Origin of the sequence: Pseudomonas sp. HR96, from assembly GCF_034059295.1 — a bacterium.
In the GTDB taxonomy this organism is placed as follows: domain Bacteria; phylum Pseudomonadota; class Gammaproteobacteria; order Pseudomonadales; family Pseudomonadaceae; genus Aquipseudomonas.
On the sequence record NZ_CP139141.1, the window covers coordinates 1,568,881 to 1,592,582 of the forward strand.

Consider the following 23,702-nt stretch of genomic DNA (forward strand, 5'->3'; position numbering starts at 1 on the left):
GTTTGGTATGTGAATGTCATGCCTCATTTCGTTACAAGACCATTCACCAGGTAGGTTACAAAGTAGTAGGTGCGGCCGCCGACCACGATCTTGTCGAGGACGTGCAGCGGCTCGGCAGGAGTCTGTTCGCGCTCCATTACCGCGACGTTATCCGGCGATGCACTGAGGAAAGTGTGCAAGCCGCTGTCGTCGGCCAGCGCCTTGAGCAGGCTGCGCGAGTAGAACACACCGGCTCCGGCCAGCCGCTCGCTGGGGTCGAACAGCACCACCGAGCGGCCCTCGGCCTGCAGTTGGGCGATGCGCGCGGTCAGCGGCAGCAGGGTCTGCTGGCGATCCTCGCGCGGCAGCACCCAGACGGCAATGGCGAGGTAGGCGCAGGCCACCGCGCCGGCCAGCCCAAGCGCCAGCGCACGCAGCCTGGGGCGTGGTTGGGCCAGGTAGACCGCGGCGAATTCGGCGCCGATCACCGCCGCAGCCGGGGTCAGCGACAGCAGGTAGACCATGCGTTTGCTCGAGGCCAGGGTCAGCAGGGTGAACTGCGCCACCAGCCACAAGGTGAAGAACAGCAGCTCGGGGCGGGCGCCCAGCTGCTTGCGAAAGTGCCAGAGCCCCAGATACACCAGCAGGTTCCACGGCAGGAAGGCTTCGGGCAGCTTGCCCAGGTAATAGTAGAAGGGCTCGTAATGCCCGGCGTCGCTGAACGACCCGCTGAAGCGCCCGACGCTGTTGGTCCAGAGCACGTCGCTGACCGCAGCCATGCCGCCGGCGCGATGCAGCAGCACCAGCCAGATCAGCAACGGCACCAGCCCGAGCAGGGTTACCGCTGCCGGCAGCAGCCACTGGGCCGGCCGCAGCTGGCGTTGGCGCAGGCTGGCCACCAGTAGCCAGGCGAAGATCACCACGCCGGGCAGGGCCAGGCCGAGCACACCCTTGCTGGTGGTGGCGATGGCGATCCCGCTGGCAAAGGCCAGCCAGCCGAGTACTCGCTGGCGGCTGCCAAGGGACCCGGGGCGGTACAGATGAAAGAACGCCAGCAGGGCCAGGCTGACCCCCAGGCTGAGCAGGGCGTCTTCGCCCACCTGGCGCACATTGCCCCAGAAGCTGGCGCTGGTCGCCAGCAGCAACCCGGCGCCGGCGGCGAGCCAGGCCGGCCGGCCCCAGGCGCGCAGCATGGCGTACAACAGCATGACGCTGAGCAGGCCGGCCAGCGCCGAAGCCAGCCGTACGCTCCAGGGTGTGAGGCCGAAAGTGCGCAGGGCGCCTGCGTCGAGCCACAGGCTCAGCGGAGGTTTTTCCAGAAACGGTTGGCCGTTGAGGCGCGGGGTGACCCAGTCGTCCAGCAGGTGCATCTCCATGGCGATGCCGGCCACGCGCGGTTCGGTCGAACCTTGCAGCTCGTGATTGCCCAAGCCGACGAAGAACAGCAGGCAGGTCACCAGCAGCAGCATGGGCGTGGGGCGCAGGATCATCGAGGTTGCACTCGGAGCAGATGGACAGAGGTGAGCGGGCAAGAGTGGCGCCAGCTTGAGTACGCGGGCGTGAAAATAAGGTGAAGTGACCGTCAGGGAAAAGGCCTGTCGCCGGGCTGTACAGGCAAGCGACAGGTTGGCTGAGGGATCGTCTGATCCATGTGGGTTTTCGTGACGAGTTTTGCCATTTGCATGACGGCTCGCTGACACGCGACCGCAGTGGGCGGCGTTGTGGTGCCGGGGTTGTAGCGGTCGCTGCGTGGGGGGCCGAGGCCGCACGCGGCCGGCAATTTGCGCTGGCTAGCAAGGGGGGGTGGAGTTGCCGTTGGTGCTCTTCAGCGGCCCGAAGCCGCGGGCCAGAGCGGGAGAGACCGGTATAGTGCCAATACTCTAAAGGTGACTGCCATATAATATTTAGTCACATTTGCAGCGCCATGGTCGCTCGCGCCCCTAGTCGCCCCCCATCAAAGCTGCTACTCTCGGCGCGCTTTCGGCCTTCATGCATAGGAATGAAGCCATGGCCAGATCAATAATAACCGCATTGAATGCGCAGAACGCCGTTGCTGGAGGAGTGGGCTTCCATGATCGAAAATTTTTGGAAGGATAAGTATCCGGCAGGTATCGCGGCCGATATCGATCCTGACGAATATCCGAATATCCAGGCCGTGCTCAAGCAGTCCTGCCAGCGCTTTGCCGACAAGCCGGCCTTCAGCAACCTGGGCAAGACCCTCACCTACGGCGAGCTCTACGAGCTGTCCGGGGCTTTTGCCGCGTACCTGCAACAGCACACCGATCTGCAGCCCGGCGATCGCATCGCCGTGCAGCTGCCCAACGTGCTGCAGTACCCGGTCGCCGTGTTCGGCGCGATTCGCGCCGGGCTGATCGTGGTCAACACCAACCCGCTGTACACCGCGCGGGAAATGGAACACCAGTTCAATGATTCCGGCGCCAAGGCGCTGGTGTGCCTGGCCAATATGGCCCACCTGGCGCAGGTGGTGGTGCCCAAGACCCAGGTCAAGCACGTGATCGTCACCGAGGTCGCCGACCTGCTGGCGCCGCTCAAGCGCCTGCTGGTCAACAGCGTCATCAAGTACCTGAAGAAGATGGTGCCCGCCTACCACCTGCCCAAGGCGGTGAAATTCAACCAGGTGCTGGCCAAGGGGCGCGGGCACGCGGTGCGCGAAGTCAGCCCGGGCGCCCATGACGTGGCCGTTTTGCAGTACACCGGTGGCACCACGGGCGTGGCCAAGGGTGCCATGCTGACCCACCGCAACCTGATCGCGAACATGCTGCAGTGCAAGGCGCTGATGGGCTCGAACCTCGACGAGGGTTGCGAGATCCTCATCACGCCACTGCCGCTTTACCACATCTATGCCTTCACCTTTCACTGCATGGCAATGATGCTGATCGGCAATCACAACATTCTGATCAGCAACCCGCGCGACCTCTCGGCCATGGTCAAGGAACTGTCGAAGTGGAAGTTCAGCGGCTTCGTCGGGCTCAACACCCTGTTCGTTGCGTTGTGCAACAACGACGGCTTCCGCAAGCTCGATTTCTCGTCGCTCAAGGTCACCCTGTCCGGCGGCATGGCGCTGCAACTGGCGGCCGCCGAGCGCTGGAAGGCAGTCACCGGCTGCGCCATCTGCGAAGGCTATGGCATGACCGAGACCAGCCCGGTGGCGACGGTCAATCCGATCCAGCACATCCAGGTCGGCACCATCGGTATCCCGGTGCCTTCGACCCTGTGCAAGGTAATCACCGACGACGGCGTCGAACTGGGCCTGGGTGAAGTCGGCGAGCTCTGCGTCAAGGGCCCGCAAGTGATGAAGGGCTACTGGCAGCGGGTCGACGCCACCGCCGAAATCCTCGACCAGGACGGTTGGCTGAAGACCGGCGATATCGCGCTGATCCAGCCGGATGGCTACATGCGCATCGTCGACCGCAAGAAGGACATGATTCTGGTGTCCGGCTTCAACGTCTACCCCAACGAGCTGGAAGACGTGCTGGCGGCTCTGCCGGGCGTGTTGCAATGCGCGGCCATTGGCATCCCGGACGAGAAGTCCGGCGAGTCGATCAAGATCTTCGTGGTGCCACGCCCGGGTGTGACCCTGACCAAGGAGCAGGTCATGGAGCACATGCGCAGCAACGTCACGGCCTACAAGGTGCCGCGCACCGTGGAGTTCCGCGATGCCTTGCCGACCACCAACGTGGGCAAGATCCTGCGCCGCGAGCTGCGTGATGAAGAGTTGAAGAAATTGGGGCTGAAGAAGATCGCCTGATGGCACGAGGGTACGGTCAGGAGGGCTCACAGGCTCCTGGCCGACGCTTGGATCAAGAGGACGGCAAAAGTGGGACGTGTTGTTCCATCCGGATGGAAACGGTTGCCTGACTTTTCTTGATCACGAACAAACCATCCCCCGCCATTTCCAGCGGCCCCTGTGCGTTGCCCAGATCCAACACCGACCAACGCGGGAAATGACCGATGTCGATTATCGCATTGCCCCAGCCGGCGAACTTGCCTTCGCCATGGCTGAGCATGGCATGGATCATCTGCTGTCGCTCATTCAAAAAAACGATCCGCCAGCCTGGCGGTATGCGCCGCAAGGTGCCGTAGTCGGCTACGGCATGCCCGCCGCCATTAAGGTACGCGCGAAAGTTGTCAGCGGTCGTTTCCCTTGCCAGACGCGAGCTTTGCGCGGGCGAAAGGTTCACAGCGGCCTCTTCAACCCGGAGCTCCGCCTGCCACGCCGTTGTCACCACCTCGGTTCCACCACCGTCGGGCTGCGGGCGTTGGGTAAATACCCGGGTTCGAATATTCGGGTCGCGTGCCACGTCGACACTGGATCGAAGGGTTCGCTGGCCAACGTCCAACTCGCTTCCCGGCGCAAGTCGATGGCGATGTGCTCTGATGTAGTCTTTTGCGTCTGCGGTTAGCAGCTCCTGCGCACGGTCAAGTTTTGCTGCCCTGGATTCGTTTGCAACAGGAGCCAGTTGAGCGGCGCGCTGAGCGATTTTATGGGTGGTGGGCTGGAGCTCGCCCAGCTCGGCATACCAATTATCCATTTTTTCCAGCATGTGCTCGACAGAGGCGGGGCTTCGATGAATGGATTGCAACAGCGAAATGTAGTGGGCGTAAGAGTCGGCATTGGCCATCGCTGATTGGCCTTTGTATAACCCCAGCATGACAATTTCCGTCAACTCGTAATCGCCGTCGCTCAGTCTAGGAACGTAGGCCAAGTCGATAACCTGGTGGGTATTCTGGAAGAAATCAACCGGCGGTTCCAAGTGGGTGTATTCATGCACCAACGTTCTTGCGAAACGCAAATTTGCGGCGCTTTCGCCAAAACGACTGATATCGTCTTCCAGTTTTTCCAACGCCAACTCCATGAAGACAGAGGTTCGCGACGCGGCGGTTCGATAGATTCCGACATGGGAACTGGCAACTACACTAGAGTTCGGGAATTCACCAGGGTGATATTGGATATTTTTCTTCACGTCCAGTGCGTTTAGCCGACGCCTCAGATGCTTCACGTAATTCCTGATATTTTGCATATTGCCTGTGACTGAGTTGCCTTCTCTGAAAGCCTCATCCCAGCCAAAGAAATAACGCCCCAGTCGGCGGGGCAGGTTAGAGGAGCTCTCCAGCACCTTGGTCGCCTGATCGAGCATTTGCAGCGCAGCCTTTTTTGCCTTCTGAGCCAGGCCGACCCCACGCTGATAACTTTTCAATGTCAGCTCCGCGCTGCCGTTGGCCATTATCGGGGTCAGGCGCTGACCTCCCTCGCCCCCAGCATCCAGATGACGTTGCCATTTGCCGGTCTTGGTGTCGTAACGGACCGGATCGTCGTTCCAGATTTGCCCGTTGCCCCGACGCATTCGCCATGTTTGGTTGTCCGCATCCCAGCGGATGGAGTAGGTGTATTGGCCATCCGAACAATAATGCAATTGGCGATTCATCACTTGCGGGTCCGGCAGGGAATACACGCCGGCGTATTTGCCAGCGTCGCCAGGTCGGGTTTCACCAAGGTCGACGGTGACCTTGTAAGCTGGATCAAGGTCAGCTGAATGTTGGGCGCTATCGAAAGGCTTGCCCTGCATGAATTCTCCGGGGCTTTGAGGGTCCGGTTCAACCGTGAATTCAGTGGGTCTTCCTGTCTCGTCGAGCAAGCGCAGGGTGCTACCGTGAGGCTGGATTTCGAACACATACTCGCCATCTTTGATGAAGAATCGCTCGCCCACGCGGATGGTGCCCCTTGCCACGCCAGCGTTGATCGGCACCCCTTTGGATATATCCTGGGCTGTGCGCAGCGCCGGATTGGGACGGCGCGCAAACTTGACGAGGCGCGGTCGCAAACGTTGGTACCCACTTATCCAGCGTGTTGCCAATTCGCCCGTTATATCGCGTGCCTTGCCTATAACTTGTGGCACGCCTGGCGCTGCGCTGATTCCGAGAGTGAATGCAGCAATGATTGCACTGCGCCTAGCCGCATCTTCTTCGTCAGGGGACAGCGCCTCGCCTATCTGAGCGAAGGCAGCAGCTGTGTCGACGGCGCTGGCCAAAAATCCGATCATGACGGCGATGCCCGGGCTTGCCGCAAGGGCTGAGAGGGCTGCAGCCGTGCTGATGAGCCTCACGACATCCAGCAGCAGGCGTTTTTGCCGCTCGGAACGGGTATATACCAACGCATCGATGTCGAGATCCATTCGCGCCGTCTTGTCTTTATGCAGCGCCGCCGGCAATTGAGCCAATGTGTAACTGCCCTCAAACGCGTAGGGCGAGGCCGAGCCAAAATAGGGGCGGTCGGAGCCTGGTTTACGGCCATAGTCAAATTGGGAGTCTACCAATGAGTATCGGTGGTAGACGGACAGGTGTGCAGTGATCCAGGCTTTGAAGGAGGGCGAGGTGTTCAGCACCGGTTTGGCTTCGCCCATTGAATAGTACGACTGGGAAGGGATGAAGTAGGAAGTTGCGCTGTCCGTGCTGAACAGCAGGCCTTCGGCTGACCCGGAGACCGGCAGGTAGAACATGCCACTCAGTGGCCATTTGTTGAAGGTAACCCGTTGCGCCTTCAATTTGTTCTGCAGAAAAAGATCAATCGCTGAGGTAACCCGGCAATCCGTGCGGCTCGTCTCGTGGCGTTCGAGCACGCCGGCCAGCAATTGTCCTGCAATGAACTCTTGCCAGTCTTCCACGCTTTTCGCACTTTGCGTAAACGTGTTGGCGGCGCTTCGCATGCTTTGTTCGATATCGTCCTTTTGGTGCGCCTCGATCCAGTCGATCATGTTTTCCATATCCCGAGGCACTTCAACCGCGTACCTCGATTTAGGGGACAATGCCTCCTCTCGCTTGTGATGCCCGGCCAATAGTTGCCAACGCTTGAAGGTTCTGGGCGTGCGCACAGCGGTAGTCGGTACGAGCAACCCATCAGCAGATCGCACGCTTTCGGTGACTACGATGTCATCGAGGGCACTGACGGCGGCCGCTGAGGGGTGCGCCCGCTTCCACTGGTCTAGCCGGCGCTGTGCCTCTGTGACCACCAGACGTTCAGGCTGGAGAATGGGCGTCTCGAAGTATTCAAGGCGTTGGCGGGCCCGCTTGAACAACTCGTCGTATTGGCTGCGGGTTTCGTAAACGTCCGGCACCCATACGCCGCCTGCGGCGTTGCCCGACACACTCGAAGCGAGTTTTGGCACTTCATAGACCGGCAAGGGCCGTGGGGTAGCCGAGTCCACCCAATAGCGGCCGGCGCGTCTTTCCGCTTGCTGGTAAGTCTCCAGGAAAGTTGCATCTTCGAGCGCTTTCTGAACCCCGAACACCTCGTCAGCAGTACCCGAATTGAAATGCTCCGGCCAAGTGACCACCCTGTACTGTGTCGATCTCAGCGTAGGCATTTTTTGCCGCATCAGATAGTCGTGCAAGGATAACGAATGTGTAGAGGACAACTCACCTACGCCCCGGCCACCGACGGAGTTGTAGACCTTCACTATCAGACCGTTCCAGCGCCGTAATGGCGAGGTGATGCCGCTGCGTCGGGTGATCTGGAGCAGCAGTCTGTCCCGGGTCCAGCTGCCCCACGGGGCATAATCGGGTGGCAGACCCGCCGCAAGCAGATCGCGAATTTCCGTCAATTCTCGGGAAGGAAATCCGCTCAGGAAGGCTATTTGTGGATCACTGCGGCGGGGATACCAAATATTGCTGAAAAGAGCCTTGAAGCCAGGATCCACCACATCGCGCAGAGGCAGCTGCTGATTCACCGGGGTTGGTGGCGTTTGGGGGGTCAGCTGCTCGGTGTATTGCACCTGTACGTTTGTTTCTGGCCCTAAAGTCAGCCCTTGGGCCCTGAGGTGCGCGCTGTGCAAAGCGTTGACTTCGGCGATAAACACCTCGACCAACCTGGCAGTTGCTCTGGGCGGCTGTTGTTTGATCGATATCAGCCGATAGCGCATCAAAGCCGAGTAGTCGGGGGGAAAGCGGATTTTCACGTTGTAGAGCGGGTCTTCGAGTAGCGCCTCGCGCTGCTTCAGGAATGCCTCGAGCGATAGATCGACAGCTTCCCGCGCACCGGCGCCAGTGCGTGGCGTGAAAGTTATGTGGATCCGGTCGTCATCCGGATTGACCCAGGCAGCCTCGCTGTCGGGTATCGCAAGTTCGCGAACCAGGCGTTCTCTCAACAGGGCGCGGGGGACGCTCCATGGGTGAGGGTAGCTGAAGCCTGTATAGTCGTGCCCCATGCCTTGCCTGAAAAGCGCTGACAACGCTTCAGGGTACCCGGCATAGGCAATGATGGCTGAGCGCCCGGTGCTCTCGTGCGCAGCAATGAAGTCAGGGCTGACCGTTTCGCGCAAGGGCACATAGTAGTCGGTGCCAGGGCGGTCGTAGCTCACGAGAGTCCGAGTATCGCCGGTCAACTGTCGAGCCGCGGGAAACGGCCGAACCTGCTCGGCAATCCAGGCATCGGCATGGGGGTGCGCATGCCAGCCGGCCGCAGCGGTGAGGCGCATGGCCCGGTAGTCCGGTGGCATCCGTTCAACCAGTGCGGCAAAGAGGTTGTCCGGCAGGCCGGCAGGACGTTCCAGGGACATGCTCAAATCTCTGGCGTCCGCAGGCGCCGGGCTGAGCTTGTCTGCATTGGCTGAAACCGCCACCCGCAATCGCTCAGTGAGTGTGAAGCGTGAGGTCGTGAGGCCGCCTTCAGCGTTGGTCCAGGAGAACTGCATGGTCACTCGGGTGTCGCCATCCAGTGGCGCCTTGACCATAGGAGGCATGAACCTGGCACAGGTCTCTGCGATCCATTCATCGGCGTCTTCTTGAACATGTTCCAGCGCCCTGGGGGATTGTCGGCGGCGTTCGCGGACGTCTTCCTCGATCTTGATCCGCTGGTTGTTCAGTTCGGTTCTCAATCGGGTCAGCAAATCGTCGGTCTGGGCTTGTGCATGCGGTGCGAGTTCGCCAAGACCGTCGTCGTCCGTGGCAGGATCAGCATCGCTGAACGCAACAACAGAAGGATCGCCGAGTACTTCATCCAGCGCAGTGTCCATCAGGGCCGAATCATCGAACACAGCATCGCCGTACCGTGCCAGCAACGTGCGATAGATCTCCTCGAAAGTGCTGGTATCGGGGAAGTCCGGACGTGGCTCGAACAGTTTGCGCTCCTGGTTTCTCGCCGACCCTATCTCATAGGCCTTCAATATCCCCGCGCCGCTAAAAAGCATCGCGGCCATCCCGCCCAGCATCTTGAACCACGCTGTGGCCCGGCTTGAAGGGGGCATCGCTGGGGTCGTTTCGGTGGCCGGTTCTTCAGGATCGACAGGTTGGTAGGGGGGCAAGCTCTTTGCATGCACCCCGCGCACGGCGGCAATCGTCCAGATCGTGCTGCCCATCATTGCCACCGCGCCAAGACTTGCACCGGCGGCCAGACCCCATGCACTTTCCAGACGGGGCGGTTGCCACGGCGCGGTGGCGGATACCTGGAGCTTGTTGGTGGTACCGCTGAACACTGCCGGCAGGGTGGCCGGAGCATCGGTCGAGGCGGCCTGCGCCCCGAGCCCTCGCCAGGCTGTAGGGGTGCGGCCGCCTGCTGGCAGGAGCATCAGATCGACAACCGAGTCGATCAATTTGGCTTGCAGCTTGCTGGCAAAGTCAGCCAGGACCGGGCTGGGGCTCTGTGCCAGGTATTCAATGGCCCGGGACAGACGTATCGGCACGTGGAGGTCCGGGGGAAGCCGGAGGTCCGCCTGTATTGCACCGAACAGGACCGGAAGCAAAGGCAGCAGGTCCAGCAAGTACTCGGCCTCGGCCGATATCTGTGTATTGGCCTTGAAGTCTCGAATGGCCTTTATCACCAGTTGCTCTGTCTGTTCAACCGGAGCCTTGGCGCTGGCCCATTGCTGGCACAGCTGGATGGCGTTGATACCGTAGGCGCGAAGGTACGAGGGCCAGCCCCGCAACCATTGGATTTGACTGGTAAGGGTTTTCCAAACCCTTTCGCTGAATGGGCCTTGTGGCGCGTCCTTGGGCAACTCGTCGATTTGCCGCAGGCAGCTGAGCAGCGTTATCAGGGTCAATGTGGTAGGGGTGGTCACAGCCAACGCCTTGAGCGTGGCCATCTGCGGATCCACAGCTATCCACCATAGACGCTCCCCCAGTGCCTTGGCCCAATGTCGCGCTGCGGGGCCCCAGGCCGTGGGCCAATCCTGCGCGACCTGATTGCTTGAGGTGTGCCCTGCCTTGTTGTCATCGCGAACAGGTAATGCAGACAACACCTGGATCGCTGGAATACCCCATTCCAGCAACGGCGAGGTAACTGGCACGTAGGCACTTATCAGACCTCTGGTGGCCAATGCGGTGGGACTCGAAGAGCTCGCCAGATCCTTTCCCGTTGTCCACGCTTTCTTGGCCAGTTTCTGCGGATGAAAGATCAACGGGGCCCACTGCAAAGCACTCTCCAGCTGCTCTACTCCAGGTAACAAGGCCGTGATGCCGGTATTCGCGCCGGCCATTGCCTTTGCCAGCCATTGGGCCTGCTCCCGAGCATCGGCTTCATGCGGAAAGTGCGAGATCTTGTTCATCCACTCAAAGGGGGCTAGCAAGATATCGGCCTGCTCGGCAGGAAGCAGCAATCCAAGGAGTGGACGCAAGCTACCCGTACCCAGCAAGTCGAGGCCCCATCCCAGTTGCTCATCCCAGCTGCCTGTCAGTGGGTAGTCCATGCAGCGGCGCAAGACCCCTTGCAGAGTGGCCAGCCCTTCGATCAGCTTGCCGAGTCGAGCATCAGGTTCAGGCAGCGCTTGCTGCAACCAGCCGCTCATCTCGGGATCGCTGAGTAGTCGCATCAGCTCGACCCACTGGTCACGCGCCGAGAGGTTTGCGAACCGAGCGATGCCCAACGCCGGTTTGAGGACCGACGTCAATTGCTGCGGCAGCTGCTCGAGCAGACTGTCTGCCATGGGGCTGGCCAACACCAGTGTCAGCAACTGCGCGGCGTGTGGCCATTCTGGTCCACTCCCTTGCGGTGGTCGGGCAATGGGTTCAGGTGTCATTTTGAGCTGATGACTCAATTCGGCCATCTGCTCGAATAAACTTTTGAGCCACTGCACCGACTCGGGCATCAGCTGGCTGACGAGGCCCCCCAGTGGGTCTTCGAGAGACGTAGCGGGGTCAAGGAATGCAGTCAGGGACGCCTGCCGCGCCTCGCCGATCAACATAATGGTCAATGCTTTACCATCATTGCTGCGCAGCCACTGTAGGCACCATTGCAGTTGTACGGCAACGGGCTGCCGAGCAGGGTAGGGAGCCAGGCTGCCTACGCTGAGCAATAGCTGCCCGAGACTGCGACGCCAATCATTGTCCGGTAAATCGCTGGCTATTTGTTCGCGCACCCTGATTGTCAGGTTGACCAGTGGCACGCTGTTGGCAACTACGCTCAAGAATAATGCGCCGTGCTCGACGAGACTAAGCTCTTTGCCCGCAGCTAAATCTAGGTATTCAACTACAGCGCTGCCCAGTGAGCTCATCAGGCGTAACGCCCATTGCAGTCGCAGAGGCAGATAGGCCAAGGCATTTTCATTGCCGCCTATCCGTAGAGTCATACGCAAGGCCGACCAGCCTCGAGATTCGAAGGTGGCCCCATGGGCATCCTCGAGCAAGCTGTCGAGCACATCCATGGCATGCGCCAGTCCCGGGACGTAATGGTCGGGCAGCAGCAGGCCTACAGCGTCTGACTCAAGCAGGATCTTCAGCTGGGCGAGACTGTTCTGCGCCTGGATCAAAGTCAATGTACCGGTGCGAAGCCCAGTACCTGCGCCGACTAGCGTGTCGGCGCAGCTCAACAGCGCTTTGATCAATGCCAGGGTGTTGCCATCTTCACCGGGGCGCTCAGGTAGCTGATCGATGCCGCGTCGCAGCACGTTCAGCTTCTCGTCGAAGGTGCCCTGATGATCATTCGCTACCCGGTACAGCGTGGGAAACGCCGCGATAACGTCGCCGGCGCCGCTGCCTCCCAATTTGTTGGCAACCGCACCGAGCAGGCTGAACAGGGTTTTGCAGAGCGTGTCCTTGACGATACTGAGGACGACGGCGCGTGCCTTGTCTGTACCCGCCGTTGGCGGCAACTGAGGTGCTGCGGTGTTGCCAGCGGGCGCCTGTGCAGGGCTACGGTCAGGCGTGCGTTGGTCAGCCAGGTCGGTTTCCCGAATTTTATACTGGCCTCCCATGCATTTGCCCCGCGCCGAGTTCAGGCTGCAAACAGACGACGGTACAGGCTGTCGCCCAAAACCATAGCAAGCCTAAATTCAGAGAGCGGCCGACGTCTATGAATTGAATTTTGCGTGCGTACAACGCTTGGAAAGATACGATCGTTGGCTGGCGCTGAGCCTTCGCCGATTGTTGCTCCCGCCCGCAGCGGGCTCTTAGCGCAGCCGCTCCAACATCCCGTAATACCACATCCCGACCGCCAGCAATGGGTTGCCCAGCACATCGCCCATCGGCACTTTTACCTGTTTGCACGCGGCAAAGGTGTCGTAGCGGCCCAGCGTCCCGGTCATGGCCTCGGCCATGATCTCGCCCATGATGTGGCTGGTGGCGATGCCGTGTCCGGAGTAGCCCTGGCAGTACCAGACGTTGTTCGACAGCTTGCCCAGTTGCGGGATGCGGTTGATCACGATGCCCATGGCGCAGCTCCACTGAAAGTCGATGGGCACGCCTTTGAGCCTGGGGAAGGTGCGTTCGATGCAGGGCCGCAGTTCGCCGGCGATGTCCCTGGAGTCCTTGCCTGAATAGTTGGCGCCGCCGCCGAACAGCAGGCGGCCGTCGGCGGTCATGCGGTAGTAGTCGAGCACGAAGCGGCAGTCATAGACCGCCAGGTCCTGGGGGTTGAGCTCGGCGGCCAGTTCGCCCAGAGGCGCGGTGGTGACGATGCCGCCCATGGCCGGGAAGATCTTGCCCTTGAGCTGCCGGGGTTCGAGCTTGTGGTACACGTCGCCGGCGAGCAGCACCTGCCGCGCGTCGATCCGGCCCTGGGCGGTGACCACTGCCGGGCGCTCGCCATGAACGATGTTCAGCACCTCGCAATTCTCGAAGATCAGCGCGCCCAGGCTTTGCGCGGCGCGGGCTTCACCCAGGCACAGGTTGAGCGGGTGCAGGTGCAGGTTGCGGGTGTTTTTCAGCGCCCCGCAGTACAGCGGGCTGTCGAGGTGCTCGCGCACGCCGGCGGCGTCCAGCAGGCTGACCTCGGCGCCCATGCCGCGGCGCTGGGCTTCGTCGAACGAGGCGCGCAGCTCGTGCAGGTGCGCAGGCTTCATGGCCGCGTGCAGATGGCCGTGTTTGAGGTCGCACGCGATGGCGTAGCGGGCCACGCGCTGCTGGATGATCGCGTGGCCGCGCCAGCGCAGGTGCCAGATGAAGTCGTCGACCTCGTCGCCGAGCCTGGCGCGCATCTGCTGGCGCATCGCGGCATCGCCCGACAGGCTGCCGGTGACCTGGCCGCCGTTGCGCCCGCTGGCGCCCCAGCCGATCCTGTTGGCCTCGACGATGGCCACCTTGAGCCCGCGCTCGGCCAGCTCCACGGCGCTGGCGACGCCGGTGAAGCCGCCGCCGATGATGACCACGTCCACCGAATGCTGGCCGGTGAGGGTGGGGTAGTCGCTGTCGCCATTGACGGTGGCGGTGTAATACGAATTGCTGCGAATAGCCATGAGCGCTTCCAGTGCGAATTCAGGGAGGAGAAGGGTCAAGCCTGGGTCAGATACCAGCGCCAGTCCTGTTCGCCCACTTCGGCCATGAACTGCCGATATTCGGCGCGCTTGATCGCCAGGTAGACGTCGAGAAAACCGCTGCCCAGTGCTTCCCGAGCCCAGCTGGAGCGCTGCAGGGCCTGCAGCGAGGTCAGCCAGTCGGTGGGCAGTAGCGTGGTGGCCTGGGCATAGCCATTGCCCTCGACCGGCTCGCCAGGATCCAGCCGGCCCCGGATGCCCGTGTGGATGGCCGCCAGCATCGCCGCCGCGGCCAGGTAGGGGTTGGCGTCGGCGCCGCAGATGCGATGCTCGATGTGCCGGCTCGCGGCCGGGCCGCCCGGCACGCGCAAACTGACAGTGCGGTTGTCGATGCCCCAGGTCGGCGCCAGCGGCGCGTAGCTGTTGGCCTGGAAGCGCCGATAGGAGTTGGCATTGGGACAGAACAGCAAGAGGCTGGCCAGCAGGTACTCGAGCATGCCGCCCACAGAGTGGCGTAGCAGCGCGGTGCCGGCCTTGTCCTCACTGGCATACAGGTTGGCGCCGGTGGCGTCGGCCAGGCTCACGTGCATGTGCATGCCGGTGCCCGCCAGGTGGTCGAACGGCTTGGCCATGAAGCAGGCCTGCATGCCATGGCGGTGCGCCACGCCCTTGACGATGCGCTTGTAGCGAACGGCCTGATCCATGGCCAGCAGGGCGTCGCCGTGCTCCAGGGTGATTTCGACCTGGCCTGGCGCGTACTCGGAGATGGCCGTGCGCGCCGGAATGCCTTGCAGTTTGCAGGCGGCGTAGAGGTCGGCGAGAAACGGCTCGATCTGCTCCAGCTCGCGCAGGCCGTAGACCTGGGTGCTGCGCGGCCGCGCGCCGTCCTGGTCCAACGCAGGCTGCGGTCGGCCCTGGGCATCACGCTGTTGATCGAGCAGATAGAATTCCAGTTCGCAGGCCATCACCGGGTGGTAGCCGTCGCCCCTGAGCCGTTCGATGACGGTGACCAGCACGTGGCGCGGATCGGCGACGGTGGCGGGCAAACCTTCGCTGGGGTGCATGCTGACCTGCACCGCCGCCGTGGGGATCTGCCGCCAGGGCATGGGCACCAGGCTGCCCGCCAGCGGGTAGGCACGGCAGTCGATGTCGCCGACCTCCCAGACCAGCCCGGAATCTTCGACGTCGTCGCCATTGAGGGTCAGGCCGAGCAGGGTACTGGGCAAGGGGCGGCCGCTTGCATACACGGCCAGCAGTTCGTCGCGGTGCAGCAGCTTGCCGCGCGGTACGCCGTTGGCGTCGAGGATGAACAGCTCGAACAGTTCGATCTGCGGGTGCTGCTCAAGAAAATCCAGCGCGTGCTGGACCGGGGCAAAAGTCGTCATGTGGCTCTCGCTTGCGCACTTCAGGCGCACAGGGATTCAGGCCCGGCGGCCATAGGCGCGCCGGGTCAGGCAGGCATCAGGCAGCGAGAGCGGTGTCCGGCGGGCGGGCGTGACGGCAATGAAACAGCGCCCAGAACGCGAGAATCGCCTTCGGTGACGAAGGGCAGGGGACTGGGCGAGGGCGCAGCGCGGGGGAAATCATGGTTGCAGAGGGTTACATGGGGCTTCATGGGGGTTAAATGCTGTTTGGCGGATGTTCAGGTGTGAAGGCGCTAAACATTGGCCCGCCGCCTGGGCCGCGCGGTGGTCCTGACGAGACTGCTGCAAATCTGCGACAATCCCCGACTATTTTTCGCGCGACCTCTACGTACCTGATGACCGACCAGACCGCTTCCATCGATCAGCTGCTGAAAAACCTCGACCAGGCCATGACCGCCGACCGCCATCGCCTGCGGCGCCAGCTGCATGAGCTGCGCAAGAAGCCCGACGAGGCCAGGCTGGCGCAGTGGGTGGCCAAGGTCGAGGCGTCGTTCGCCAAGGTCGTCGCCCGCCGCGCCAGTGTGCCGGTGGTGCGCTATGACGACAGCCTGCCGATCGCCGCCAAGCGCGACGAGATCAAGAAGGTGTTGGCCGAGCATCAGGTGCTGATCATCGCAGGCGAAACCGGCTCGGGCAAAACCACCCAGCTGCCGAAGATCTGCCTGGAGCTGGGGCGTGGCCAGCATGGCCAGATCGCCCACACCCAGCCGCGCCGGATTGCCGCACGCAGCGTCGCCAGCCGCGTCGCCGAAGAGCTGGGCACGCCGCTGGGCGGGCTGGTCGGCTACCAGGTGCGCTTCGAGGACCAGAGCGATGCCAACACCCTGATCAAGCTGATGACCGACGGCATCCTGCTGGCCGAGACCCAGCACGACCGGTTTCTGGAACGCTACGACACCATCATCGTCGACGAGGCCCACGAGCGCAGCCTGAACATCGACTTTCTGCTGGGCTACCTCAAGACCTTGCTGCCGCGCCGTCCCGACCTCAAGGTCATCATCACCTCGGCGACCATCGACCTGCAGCGCTTCTCCGAGCACTTCGACAAGGCGCCGATCATCGAGGTGTCGGGGCGCACCTTCCCGGTCGATACCTGGTACCGGCCGCTGACCAGCGAGCAGGATGAAGAAGGCAATCAGGTCGAGGAAGACCTCAGCGTCGACCAGGCGATTCTTGCCGCGCTGGACGAGATCGCCAGCCACGAACGCAGCGAGCGGCGCAACCCTGGCGATGTGCTGGTGTTTCTTCCCGGCGAACGGGAAATCCGCGACGCCGCCGAAATGCTGCGCAAGGCGCAGCTGCGCCACACCGAGATCCTGCCGCTGTACGCGCGGCTGTCGCCCGCCGAGCAGCAGCGCATTTTCCAGAGCCACCCGGGGCGCCGGGTGGTACTGGCGACCAACGTCGCGGAAACCTCGCTCACCGTGCCCGGCATTCGCTACGTGATCGACAGCGGCACCGCGCGCATCAGCCGCTACAGCTATCGCGCCAAGGTCCAGCGCCTGCCCATCGAGGCGGTGTCCCAGGCCAGCGCCAACCAGCGCAAGGGCCGCTGCGGGCGGGTCGAGCCGGGCATCTGCATCCGCCTGTACAGTGAAGAGGATTTCAACGCGCGGCCGGCCTTCACCGACCCCGAGATCCTGCGCACCAACCTGGCGGCGGTGATCCTGCAGATGCTGCACCTGCGCCTGGGCGAGATCGACCAGTTCCCCTTCATCGAGCCACCCGACGGCAAGGCCATCAGCGACGGTTTCAACCTGTTGCAGGAGCTCTCGGCGGTCAATCGCGAAAACCAGCTGACACCCCTCGGCCGTCAGCTCGCGCGCCTGCCGATCGACCCGCGGCTGGGGCGCATGCTGCTCGAAGGCACCCACCAGGGCAGTCTCCAGGAACTGCTGATCATCGCCAGTGCCCTGTCGGTGCAGGACCCCCGCGAACGGCCGCCGGAGCGCCAGCAGGCGGCCGATCAAGCCCACGCGCAGTGGAAGGACGCCGATTCCGACTTCGCCGCCCTGGTCAACCTGTGGCGTGGTTTCGAAGAACAGCGCCAGGCGCTGGGCTCGAGCCCGCTGCGCAACTGGTGTCGCAAGAATTTCCTCAACTACCTGCGCCTGCGCGAATGGCGCGATGCCCATCGCCAGCTCAGCCTGATCTGCCGCGACCTGCAGCTGAGCGTCAACAAGGATCCGGCTGACTATCCCAAGCTGCACAAGGCGGTGCTCGCCGGCCTGCTCAGCCAGATCGGCCAGAAGACCGAGGAGGGCGACTACCTGGGCGCCCGCCAACGGCGTTTCTGGGTGCACCCCTCGTCAGGGCTGGGCCGCAAGCGGCCGCAGTGGATCATGGCCGCCGAGCTGGTGGAAACCACCAAGCTCTACGCGCGCATGGTGGCCAAGATCGAGCCTGACTGGATCGAGCCACTGGCCGGGCACCTGGTCAAGAAGAATCATTTCGAGCCGCACTGGGAGAAAAAGCGTGGCCAGGTGGTGGCTTTCGAGCAGATCACCCTCTATGGGCTGATCGTGGTCGGCCGTCGGCCCGTGCATTTCGGCCCGATCGACCCGGCTGCCTCGCGCGAGCTGTTCATTCGCGAAGGCCTGGTGCGCGGTGAAATCCAGTCGCGGGCCAAGTGCCTGAGCGCCAACCGCGAGCTGCTCGAACAGCTCGACGAACTGGAGGCCAAGGCCCGGCGCCGCGACATCCTCGCCGACGAAGAGACGCTGTACGGCTTCTACGACGCCCGCCTGCCGGCAGAGATTCACCAGACCGCCACCTTCGACAGCTGGTACAAGGTCAACAGCCAGAAAGACCCGCAGCTGTTGATCATGCGCGAAGAAGACGTGCTGGCCCGCGAGGCCAGCGAGGTGACGGCGGCGCAGTACCCCGACGTGCTGCGCCTGGGTGACCTGACCCTGGCCCTGAGCTACCACTTCGAGCCCAACCACCCCCGTGACGGGGTGACCCTGCGTGTGCCGGCGCCGCTGCTGCCGTCGCTGCCCGGCGAGCGCCTGGAGTGGCTGGTGCCGGGCCTGCTGGAAGCCAAAAGCATTGCCCTGGTGCGCAACCTGCCCAAGGCCCTGCGCAAGAACTTCGTGCCGGTGCCGGACTTCGTGCGTGCGGCGCTGGCGCGTATTCCCTTCGCCGAGGGCTCGTTGCCCCAGGCGCTGGGCCGCGAGCTGTTGCGCATGACCGGCGCGCGGGTCAGCGACGAGGCCTGGGCCGAAGCGGCGCAACAGGTCGACAGCCACTTGCGGATGAACCTGGAAGTGCTCGACGGCCAGGGCAAATTCCTTGGCGAGGGCCGCGACCTGGCCGAACTGACTGCCCGTTTCGCGGCCGCCAGCCAGGCCGCGCTGGCGGCCCCGGCCAGCGCCCGCTCGCAGCAGCCGGTGGAGGCCAAGGCGTTTGCCGCGGTGGCGGCTACCACCCAGCAGAACATCGCTGGGTTGTCGATGACCGTCTACCCGGCGCTGGTGGAAGACCAGGGTACGGTCAAGGAGGGCCGTTTCTCCACCGCCGCCGAGGCCCGGTATCAGCATCGCCGGGCGCTGCAGCGCTTGTTGTTGCAGCAGCTGGCAGAGCCGGCCAAATTCCTGCGCGGCAAGCTGCCTGGCTTGACCGAGCTGGGCCTGCTGTACCGTGATCTGGGTCGCGTGGACGCGCTGGTGGAGGACATCCTGCTGGCCAGCCTCGACAGCTGCATCCTCGAGGGCGAGGCCGAGCTGCCCCGTGACGGTTCCGGCCTGGCGGCACTGGCCGAGCGCAAGCGCGGCGCCTGGGCCGAGCACGCCGAACGCCTGGCGCGGCTGACCCTGGACATCCTCAAACTGTGGCACGGCCTGCAGAAGCGCTTCAAGGGCAAGATCGACCTGGCCCAGGCGGTGGCGTTGAACGACATCAAGCAGCAGTTGGGCGCCCTGGTCTACCCGGGCTTCGTGCGCGAAACGCCCGGCGTCTGGCTCAAGGAGCTGCCGCGCTTTCTCAAGGCCATCGAGCTGCGCCTGGAAAAGCTCGGCTCCCAGGTGCAGAAGGACCGGGTCTGGAGCACCGAGCTGGGCGACTACTGGGCGCAGTACCAGTCGCGCCTGGCCAAGCATGCTCAGGAGGGCAAGCGTGACGAGCAGCTGCAGGTCTACCGCTGGTGGCTGGAGGAGTATCGGGTGTCGCTGTTCGGCCAGCAGTTGGGCACCAAGGTGCCGGTGTCGGACAAGCGTTTGAGCAAGCAGTGGGCGGCCGTGGAGGGGTGATCCTGACCTGAGGGCTTGATGTTGCCCTGATTGGGAGAGGCCGGTCCGGCCTGCGGGCCACGAGCGTTGCAGCCGAAGATCAAACCGGCCTGCGGCCTCTCGGGGCTCTGCCCCTCCCACGCTGCCGAACCCTTGGTAGCGTACTTGCAAACCGCGCGTTTTCGCCGGAGTTATGCCACAATTCGCCCCTGAATCACCTGCCCTGGCTGCGCCCGGGCCCCTAACAATAGAGGAACGACCGTGTACGACGTCGTTATCAGCGGCACCGGACTGTTCACCCCAGCCAACAGTATTTCCAACGATGAGCTGGTGGAATCGTTCAACACTTACGTGCGGCAGTTCAATGCCGACAACGCCGCCGCCATCGAAAGCGGTGAGCTTGAGCCTTTGGCAGAATCCAATGCGGCCTTTATCGAAAAAGCCTCGGGTATCCAGAGCCGTTTCGTCATGGACAAGGACGGCATCCTCGACCCGCAACGCATGAAGCCGCGCCTGCCGGAGCGCAGCAACGACGAACAGTCGATTCTCTGCCAGATGTCCGTGGCAGCCGCCGAACAGGCCCTAGCCCGAGCCGGCAAGACTGCGGCCGACATCGATGCGGTCATCGTCGCCTGCTCCAACCTGCAACGCGCCTACCCGGCGGTGGCCATCGAGGTGCAGCAGGCATTGGGCATCGCCGGTTTCGGTTTCGACATGAACGTGGCCTGTTCGTCGGCCACCTTCGGCATCCAGAACGCCTGCAACAGCGTCAAGCTGGGCCAGGCGCGTGCGGTGCTGATGGTCAACCCGGAAATCTGCACCGCGCACCTGAACTTCCGCGACCGCGACAGCCACTTCATCTTCGGCGACGGCGCCACCGCCGTGGTCATCGAGCGCGCCGACCTGGCCACCTCGGCCCACCAGTTCGAGATCGTCAGCACCAAGCTGCTGACTGAATTCTCCAACAACATTCGCAACAATTTCGGCTTCCTCAACCGCACCGGCGAAGAAGGCGAGGGCACGCGCGACAAATTGTTCGTGCAGGAAGGCCGCAAGGTCTTCCGCGAGGTCTGCCCGATGGTGGCCGAGCTGATCGCCCAGCATCTCGAGGAAAATAACCTTAACGTCAGCGACATCAAGCGCTTCTGGCTGCACCAGGCCAACCTCAGCATGAACCAGCTGATCGTCAAGAAGCTGCTGGGCCGCGATGCGACGGTAGAGGAGGCGCCAGTGATTCTCGATACCTACGCCAACACCAGCTCGGCCGGCTCGGTGATTGCCCTGCACAAGTATCAGGACGATCTGGCCAAAGGCTCGCTGGGGGTGCTCAGCTCCTTTGGTGCCGGTTACTCGATCGGCAGCGTGATCCTGCGCAAGCGTTGACAGCGTGCGCCCACTGCCCTTGGCAGTAGGCGCATCGGTTCAGCCGTGCAGGCGCACAGCAAAGGGTGTTTTGCGCCGCGTGTAGCCGACGGCCAGCAGCTGCCGGTTGGCTTGCACGATCAGGTTGCTGCCGATGGAGTCGAAGGCGTCCAGCTTGACCAACCCCTGCGGGCCGAAATCGAGGTCGGCTGTGCCGTCGCTGTGAAGCCGCCCACAGGCGGCCTGCAGGTAGCCGTTGGCCTCGTCCAGATACTCGCCAATGAACACCAGGCGACCCTCGCCATCGACCTGCGCATAGGTCAAGGCCGAGTAGGGCAGGCCCGGGATATAGGCGCCCTGGCCGGCGAACGCCGTGACCTGGCGGCCTGCGGCGTCGAAGCGCACGGCGATCGCCCGGGTTCGGCTGCCCACCCCTACGCCGTACAGGCAGCCGCTTGCGTCGAGCACGACGTCGTTGATCCGAAAGCTTTGCGCGGTGATGCCATAGCCGCCAAGGCCTTCATCGCCGAAGGCTGTGTCGTGATGCCCGCAGAAAGTGACCCGGGCGACCAGTGCCGGGTTGTGGCCACCCGAAGCACCGCCGGCGACGTAGATGCCCTCCTTGCCGACAGCTACCGAGCGCAGCAGGACGCTGTAGGACGGCGAGCTCAGCGCTACCACGCCACGGTCGCCAAAGCGCTGGTCCAGTTGGCCGCTGCTGGTCAGGCAGAAGACCAGCCCGCTCAGCCGCGCTTGATCGCCGACCCGGCCGGTGGCGATTACGTAGATCTCCTCGTTCGCCACCACCATGTCGAAGTTGACCTGGGTGAAATCCTGTTGCGTGGCGCTGGCCGCAGAGCTGCTGCTGCACAAGGCCAGGTTGGTCTGGAAGCTGATGGGGCCCATTGCGCAGTGGTTCTCTGCCAGCGCCTGAGCCAGGCTCAGCTGGCCGGTGCCGTTGAAACGGCTGTCACGATGGCCCTCGGCGGTGTAGCAGGCCAGCGCCGGCGAGTATTGCCCCGGGGCATGCTCGATCATGCCGCCGATCAGCACGCGGTCGCCGAGCCGAGCCACTCGGCGGCCGGGTTTGACGCCGTCCCCGCTGCTGTTGTCGAACGAATCGATCAGCCGGCCCTGGTCGCCGAAGGTGGGCACGCTGCGGCCATCGTCGGCCAGGGCAGCGAGGGCGAAATGGTTGCCTTTGCTCAGGGCGAGGTACAGCGTGGCGTCGTCCTCCGAGCGGGTGATGCCATGCAACTCGAAGCCTGCCAGCGCCTCGAGTGCAGTGGATGGGTCGAATGCCATATCCGCTTGTCCGGCCTGCTGCCGGCCAGGGGTGAGTATGCTGACCATGGAGGGTTTTCCTTGTTCCAAATGCGGTTCGGCACGAACCGTGAGCGTCATTCAAGCCCGCCGCAGAAGAGCCGTCCATAGCGCGTAATACGTACTCATACTTCAGCGCCAGGGGCGCGCTGGCGTGCCTCTGACGCTGCAACGTTAGGCAACGCATTAGCCATGTGCCACGTCTTGTGGCCGCGCCATCGATCTCCAATCATCGCTGCCAGCCAGTTCCGCCGGGTGACTCGTTCCATGCGAGTCCGGCGAGGGCTGAAGTTCGTACGGCGTGACTGCGCCGTACGCCAGCCAAGCCATGAGGCCGGGACGTATCGGCCTCATCGCCAAGGGAGTAGCGATATGAGTGATACCACTGCAACACTGCGGGCCGGTGACCTGGACCCCAGCTTCAATGCCGCTGAGGTCCTCGCCCATTACCTGGATTACCGTGGCCAGGATGTGGCCAGCGTCCAGGGCGATTCCCAGCTGTACGTTTCCTTGAGTCATGCCGCCACGTTCGTGGTTGCCGGGCTGACGGGCGAGGGTGCAGCGCAGGCCGAGTTTGGCCAACAGGGTGTGGTCGAAGGCGATTATGGGGGGGAGGAAGATCGCGAGGATTTCAACTCGCCCGGCCAGCGCGTGGTGGTCGGCGATGACCTGCTCATCGTCGGCGGCATGACCCTGCTGGACGGCGGCAAGGCCTACCCGGCGCTCAGTGCCTACCGCCGCAATGGTGGCCAGCTGCTATGGCAGAAGGTCCTTCGACCCGAGCCCGGCAGGCACGCCCACCTGGCGGCGTTGAGTTTCACCTGCAACGAGGCCGAGCTCTGCCCTTATCAGGCGCAGCCGCATTGGGCCAGCCTGGACAGCAGCGAACAAAAGCGCCTGACCGGCGAAAACTTCGATCTGCAGTTGCACGGCGAGCACATCTACGTACTCGCCAGCGGGGTCATCGGCCAGCGCCGGGTGGGCGCCTTGCTCAGGCTGAACCGGCAAGGTGAGTTCGATCGTGGCTTCGGCCTTGGAGGGCTGCGCATCATCGAGCACCCCTCTACCGGGCTTGACCTTTTCGGCCTGCTGGTGCGAGACGACGCGATCACCGTCGCCGGGGGCGCGACAGACAGCAACAAAGGGGCTTTCATCGCCCGGCTTGACTCACAGGGGCTGCCGGTCGCCGATTTCGCCGAGGGCGGCTTCCGCTTCAGCGGCCACAGCGGAGTGTTCTACCGAGTGGCCGGGCGTGCCGAGGGGCTGCTCGTAGCGGCGGGCACCGGCGGCAACGGTGTGGCATTTGGCGCCCTGGCCATGGCGGTCGATTCGCGCACCGGCGCAATGCTTTATCCTCCAGCGGTGCTCGAGAACAACTTCGCCGCCTTCTGGGGTGCTGACGTGGACGCATTCGGTCGGGTGGTGCTAGTGGGCGAATATTTCACCGAGCAGTGGCGACCACAGATGGTCATCGTCAGGCTGGACGCAGCAGGTCGCTGGGATCCGTCCTTCGGGGTTGATGGCAAGGTGGATGTCGGGGTGTCGGATTCGCTAGGCGAGAGCATCAAGGTGCAGGAGAACGGTCGCTTGCTGGTGGTCGGTTATCGCAACGGCGGGCTGCCGCTCGTGCTGCGTTACCACGGCTGAAGCCCGCCCATGAAAAAACGCGCCAGGCTGGATGGGTTCAG

At 63.2% G+C, this 23,702-nt stretch carries 9 protein-coding genes; 4 read left to right on the top strand and 5 right to left on the bottom strand.

What is annotated here, in order from left to right; translation table 11 throughout:
• Positions 1-23: 23 nt before the first annotated feature.
• Positions 24-1,469: an ArnT family glycosyltransferase gene (locus tag SFA35_RS07410; protein WP_320576758.1), complete on the bottom strand. Its 1,446-nt coding sequence runs from the start codon at positions 1,467-1,469 to the stop codon at positions 24-26.
• Between the two features lie 581 nt (positions 1,470-2,050).
• Here SFA35_RS07410 and fadD1 point away from each other — a divergent pair.
• On the top strand, positions 2,051-3,748 hold the full coding sequence (gene fadD1 / locus SFA35_RS07415) for a long-chain-fatty-acid--CoA ligase FadD1 (RefSeq protein ID WP_320576760.1): 1,698 nt from the start codon (positions 2,051-2,053) through the stop codon (positions 3,746-3,748).
• Between the two features lie 52 nt (positions 3,749-3,800).
• Here fadD1 and SFA35_RS07420 read toward each other — a convergent pair whose 3' ends face one another.
• The 3 genes from SFA35_RS07420 to SFA35_RS07430 form a co-directional block, all read right to left on the bottom strand.
• Positions 3,801-12,182: a hypothetical protein gene (locus SFA35_RS07420; RefSeq protein ID WP_320576762.1), complete on the bottom strand. Its 8,382-nt coding sequence runs from the start codon at positions 12,180-12,182 to the stop codon at positions 3,801-3,803.
• Between the two features lie 195 nt (positions 12,183-12,377).
• Positions 12,378-13,661, bottom strand: coding sequence for an FAD-binding oxidoreductase (locus tag SFA35_RS07425; RefSeq protein ID WP_320576763.1), 1,284 nt, complete (start codon positions 13,659-13,661; stop codon positions 12,378-12,380).
• A 35-nt stretch (positions 13,662-13,696) separates the two neighbouring features.
• Positions 13,697-15,064 carry a glutamine synthetase family protein gene (locus SFA35_RS07430; RefSeq protein ID WP_320576765.1) on the bottom strand — a complete coding sequence of 456 codons (1,368 nt, stop codon included), beginning with the start codon at positions 15,062-15,064 and terminating at the stop codon, positions 13,697-13,699.
• Positions 15,065-15,438: 374 nt separating this feature from the next.
• On the opposite strand from SFA35_RS07430, the gene hrpA reads away from it, so the two are divergent.
• Together hrpA and SFA35_RS07440 are read left to right on the top strand one after the other, a co-directional pair.
• Positions 15,439-19,350 carry an ATP-dependent RNA helicase HrpA gene (gene hrpA / locus SFA35_RS07435; RefSeq protein ID WP_320576767.1) on the top strand — a complete coding sequence of 1,304 codons (3,912 nt, stop codon included), beginning with the start codon at positions 15,439-15,441 and terminating at the stop codon, positions 19,348-19,350.
• A 240-nt stretch (positions 19,351-19,590) separates the two neighbouring features.
• Positions 19,591-20,712 (top strand): beta-ketoacyl-ACP synthase III, encoded by a 1,122-nt coding sequence (locus SFA35_RS07440; RefSeq protein WP_320576770.1) that lies wholly within the window; start codon positions 19,591-19,593, stop codon positions 20,710-20,712.
• 39 nt (positions 20,713-20,751) lie between these two features.
• On the opposite strand, the gene SFA35_RS07445 is transcribed toward SFA35_RS07440, so the two are convergent.
• Complete coding sequence (locus SFA35_RS07445; RefSeq protein WP_320576772.1) at positions 20,752-22,044, bottom strand: hypothetical protein; 1,293 nt, start codon at positions 22,042-22,044, stop codon at positions 20,752-20,754.
• A gap of 342 nt (positions 22,045-22,386) precedes the next feature.
• Between SFA35_RS07445 and SFA35_RS07450 the strand changes: the two genes are divergently transcribed.
• Positions 22,387-23,661, top strand: a complete 1,275-nt coding sequence (locus SFA35_RS07450; RefSeq protein ID WP_320576774.1) for a hypothetical protein — start codon at positions 22,387-22,389, stop codon at positions 23,659-23,661.
• The last annotated feature ends 41 nt before the right edge of the window (positions 23,662-23,702 follow it).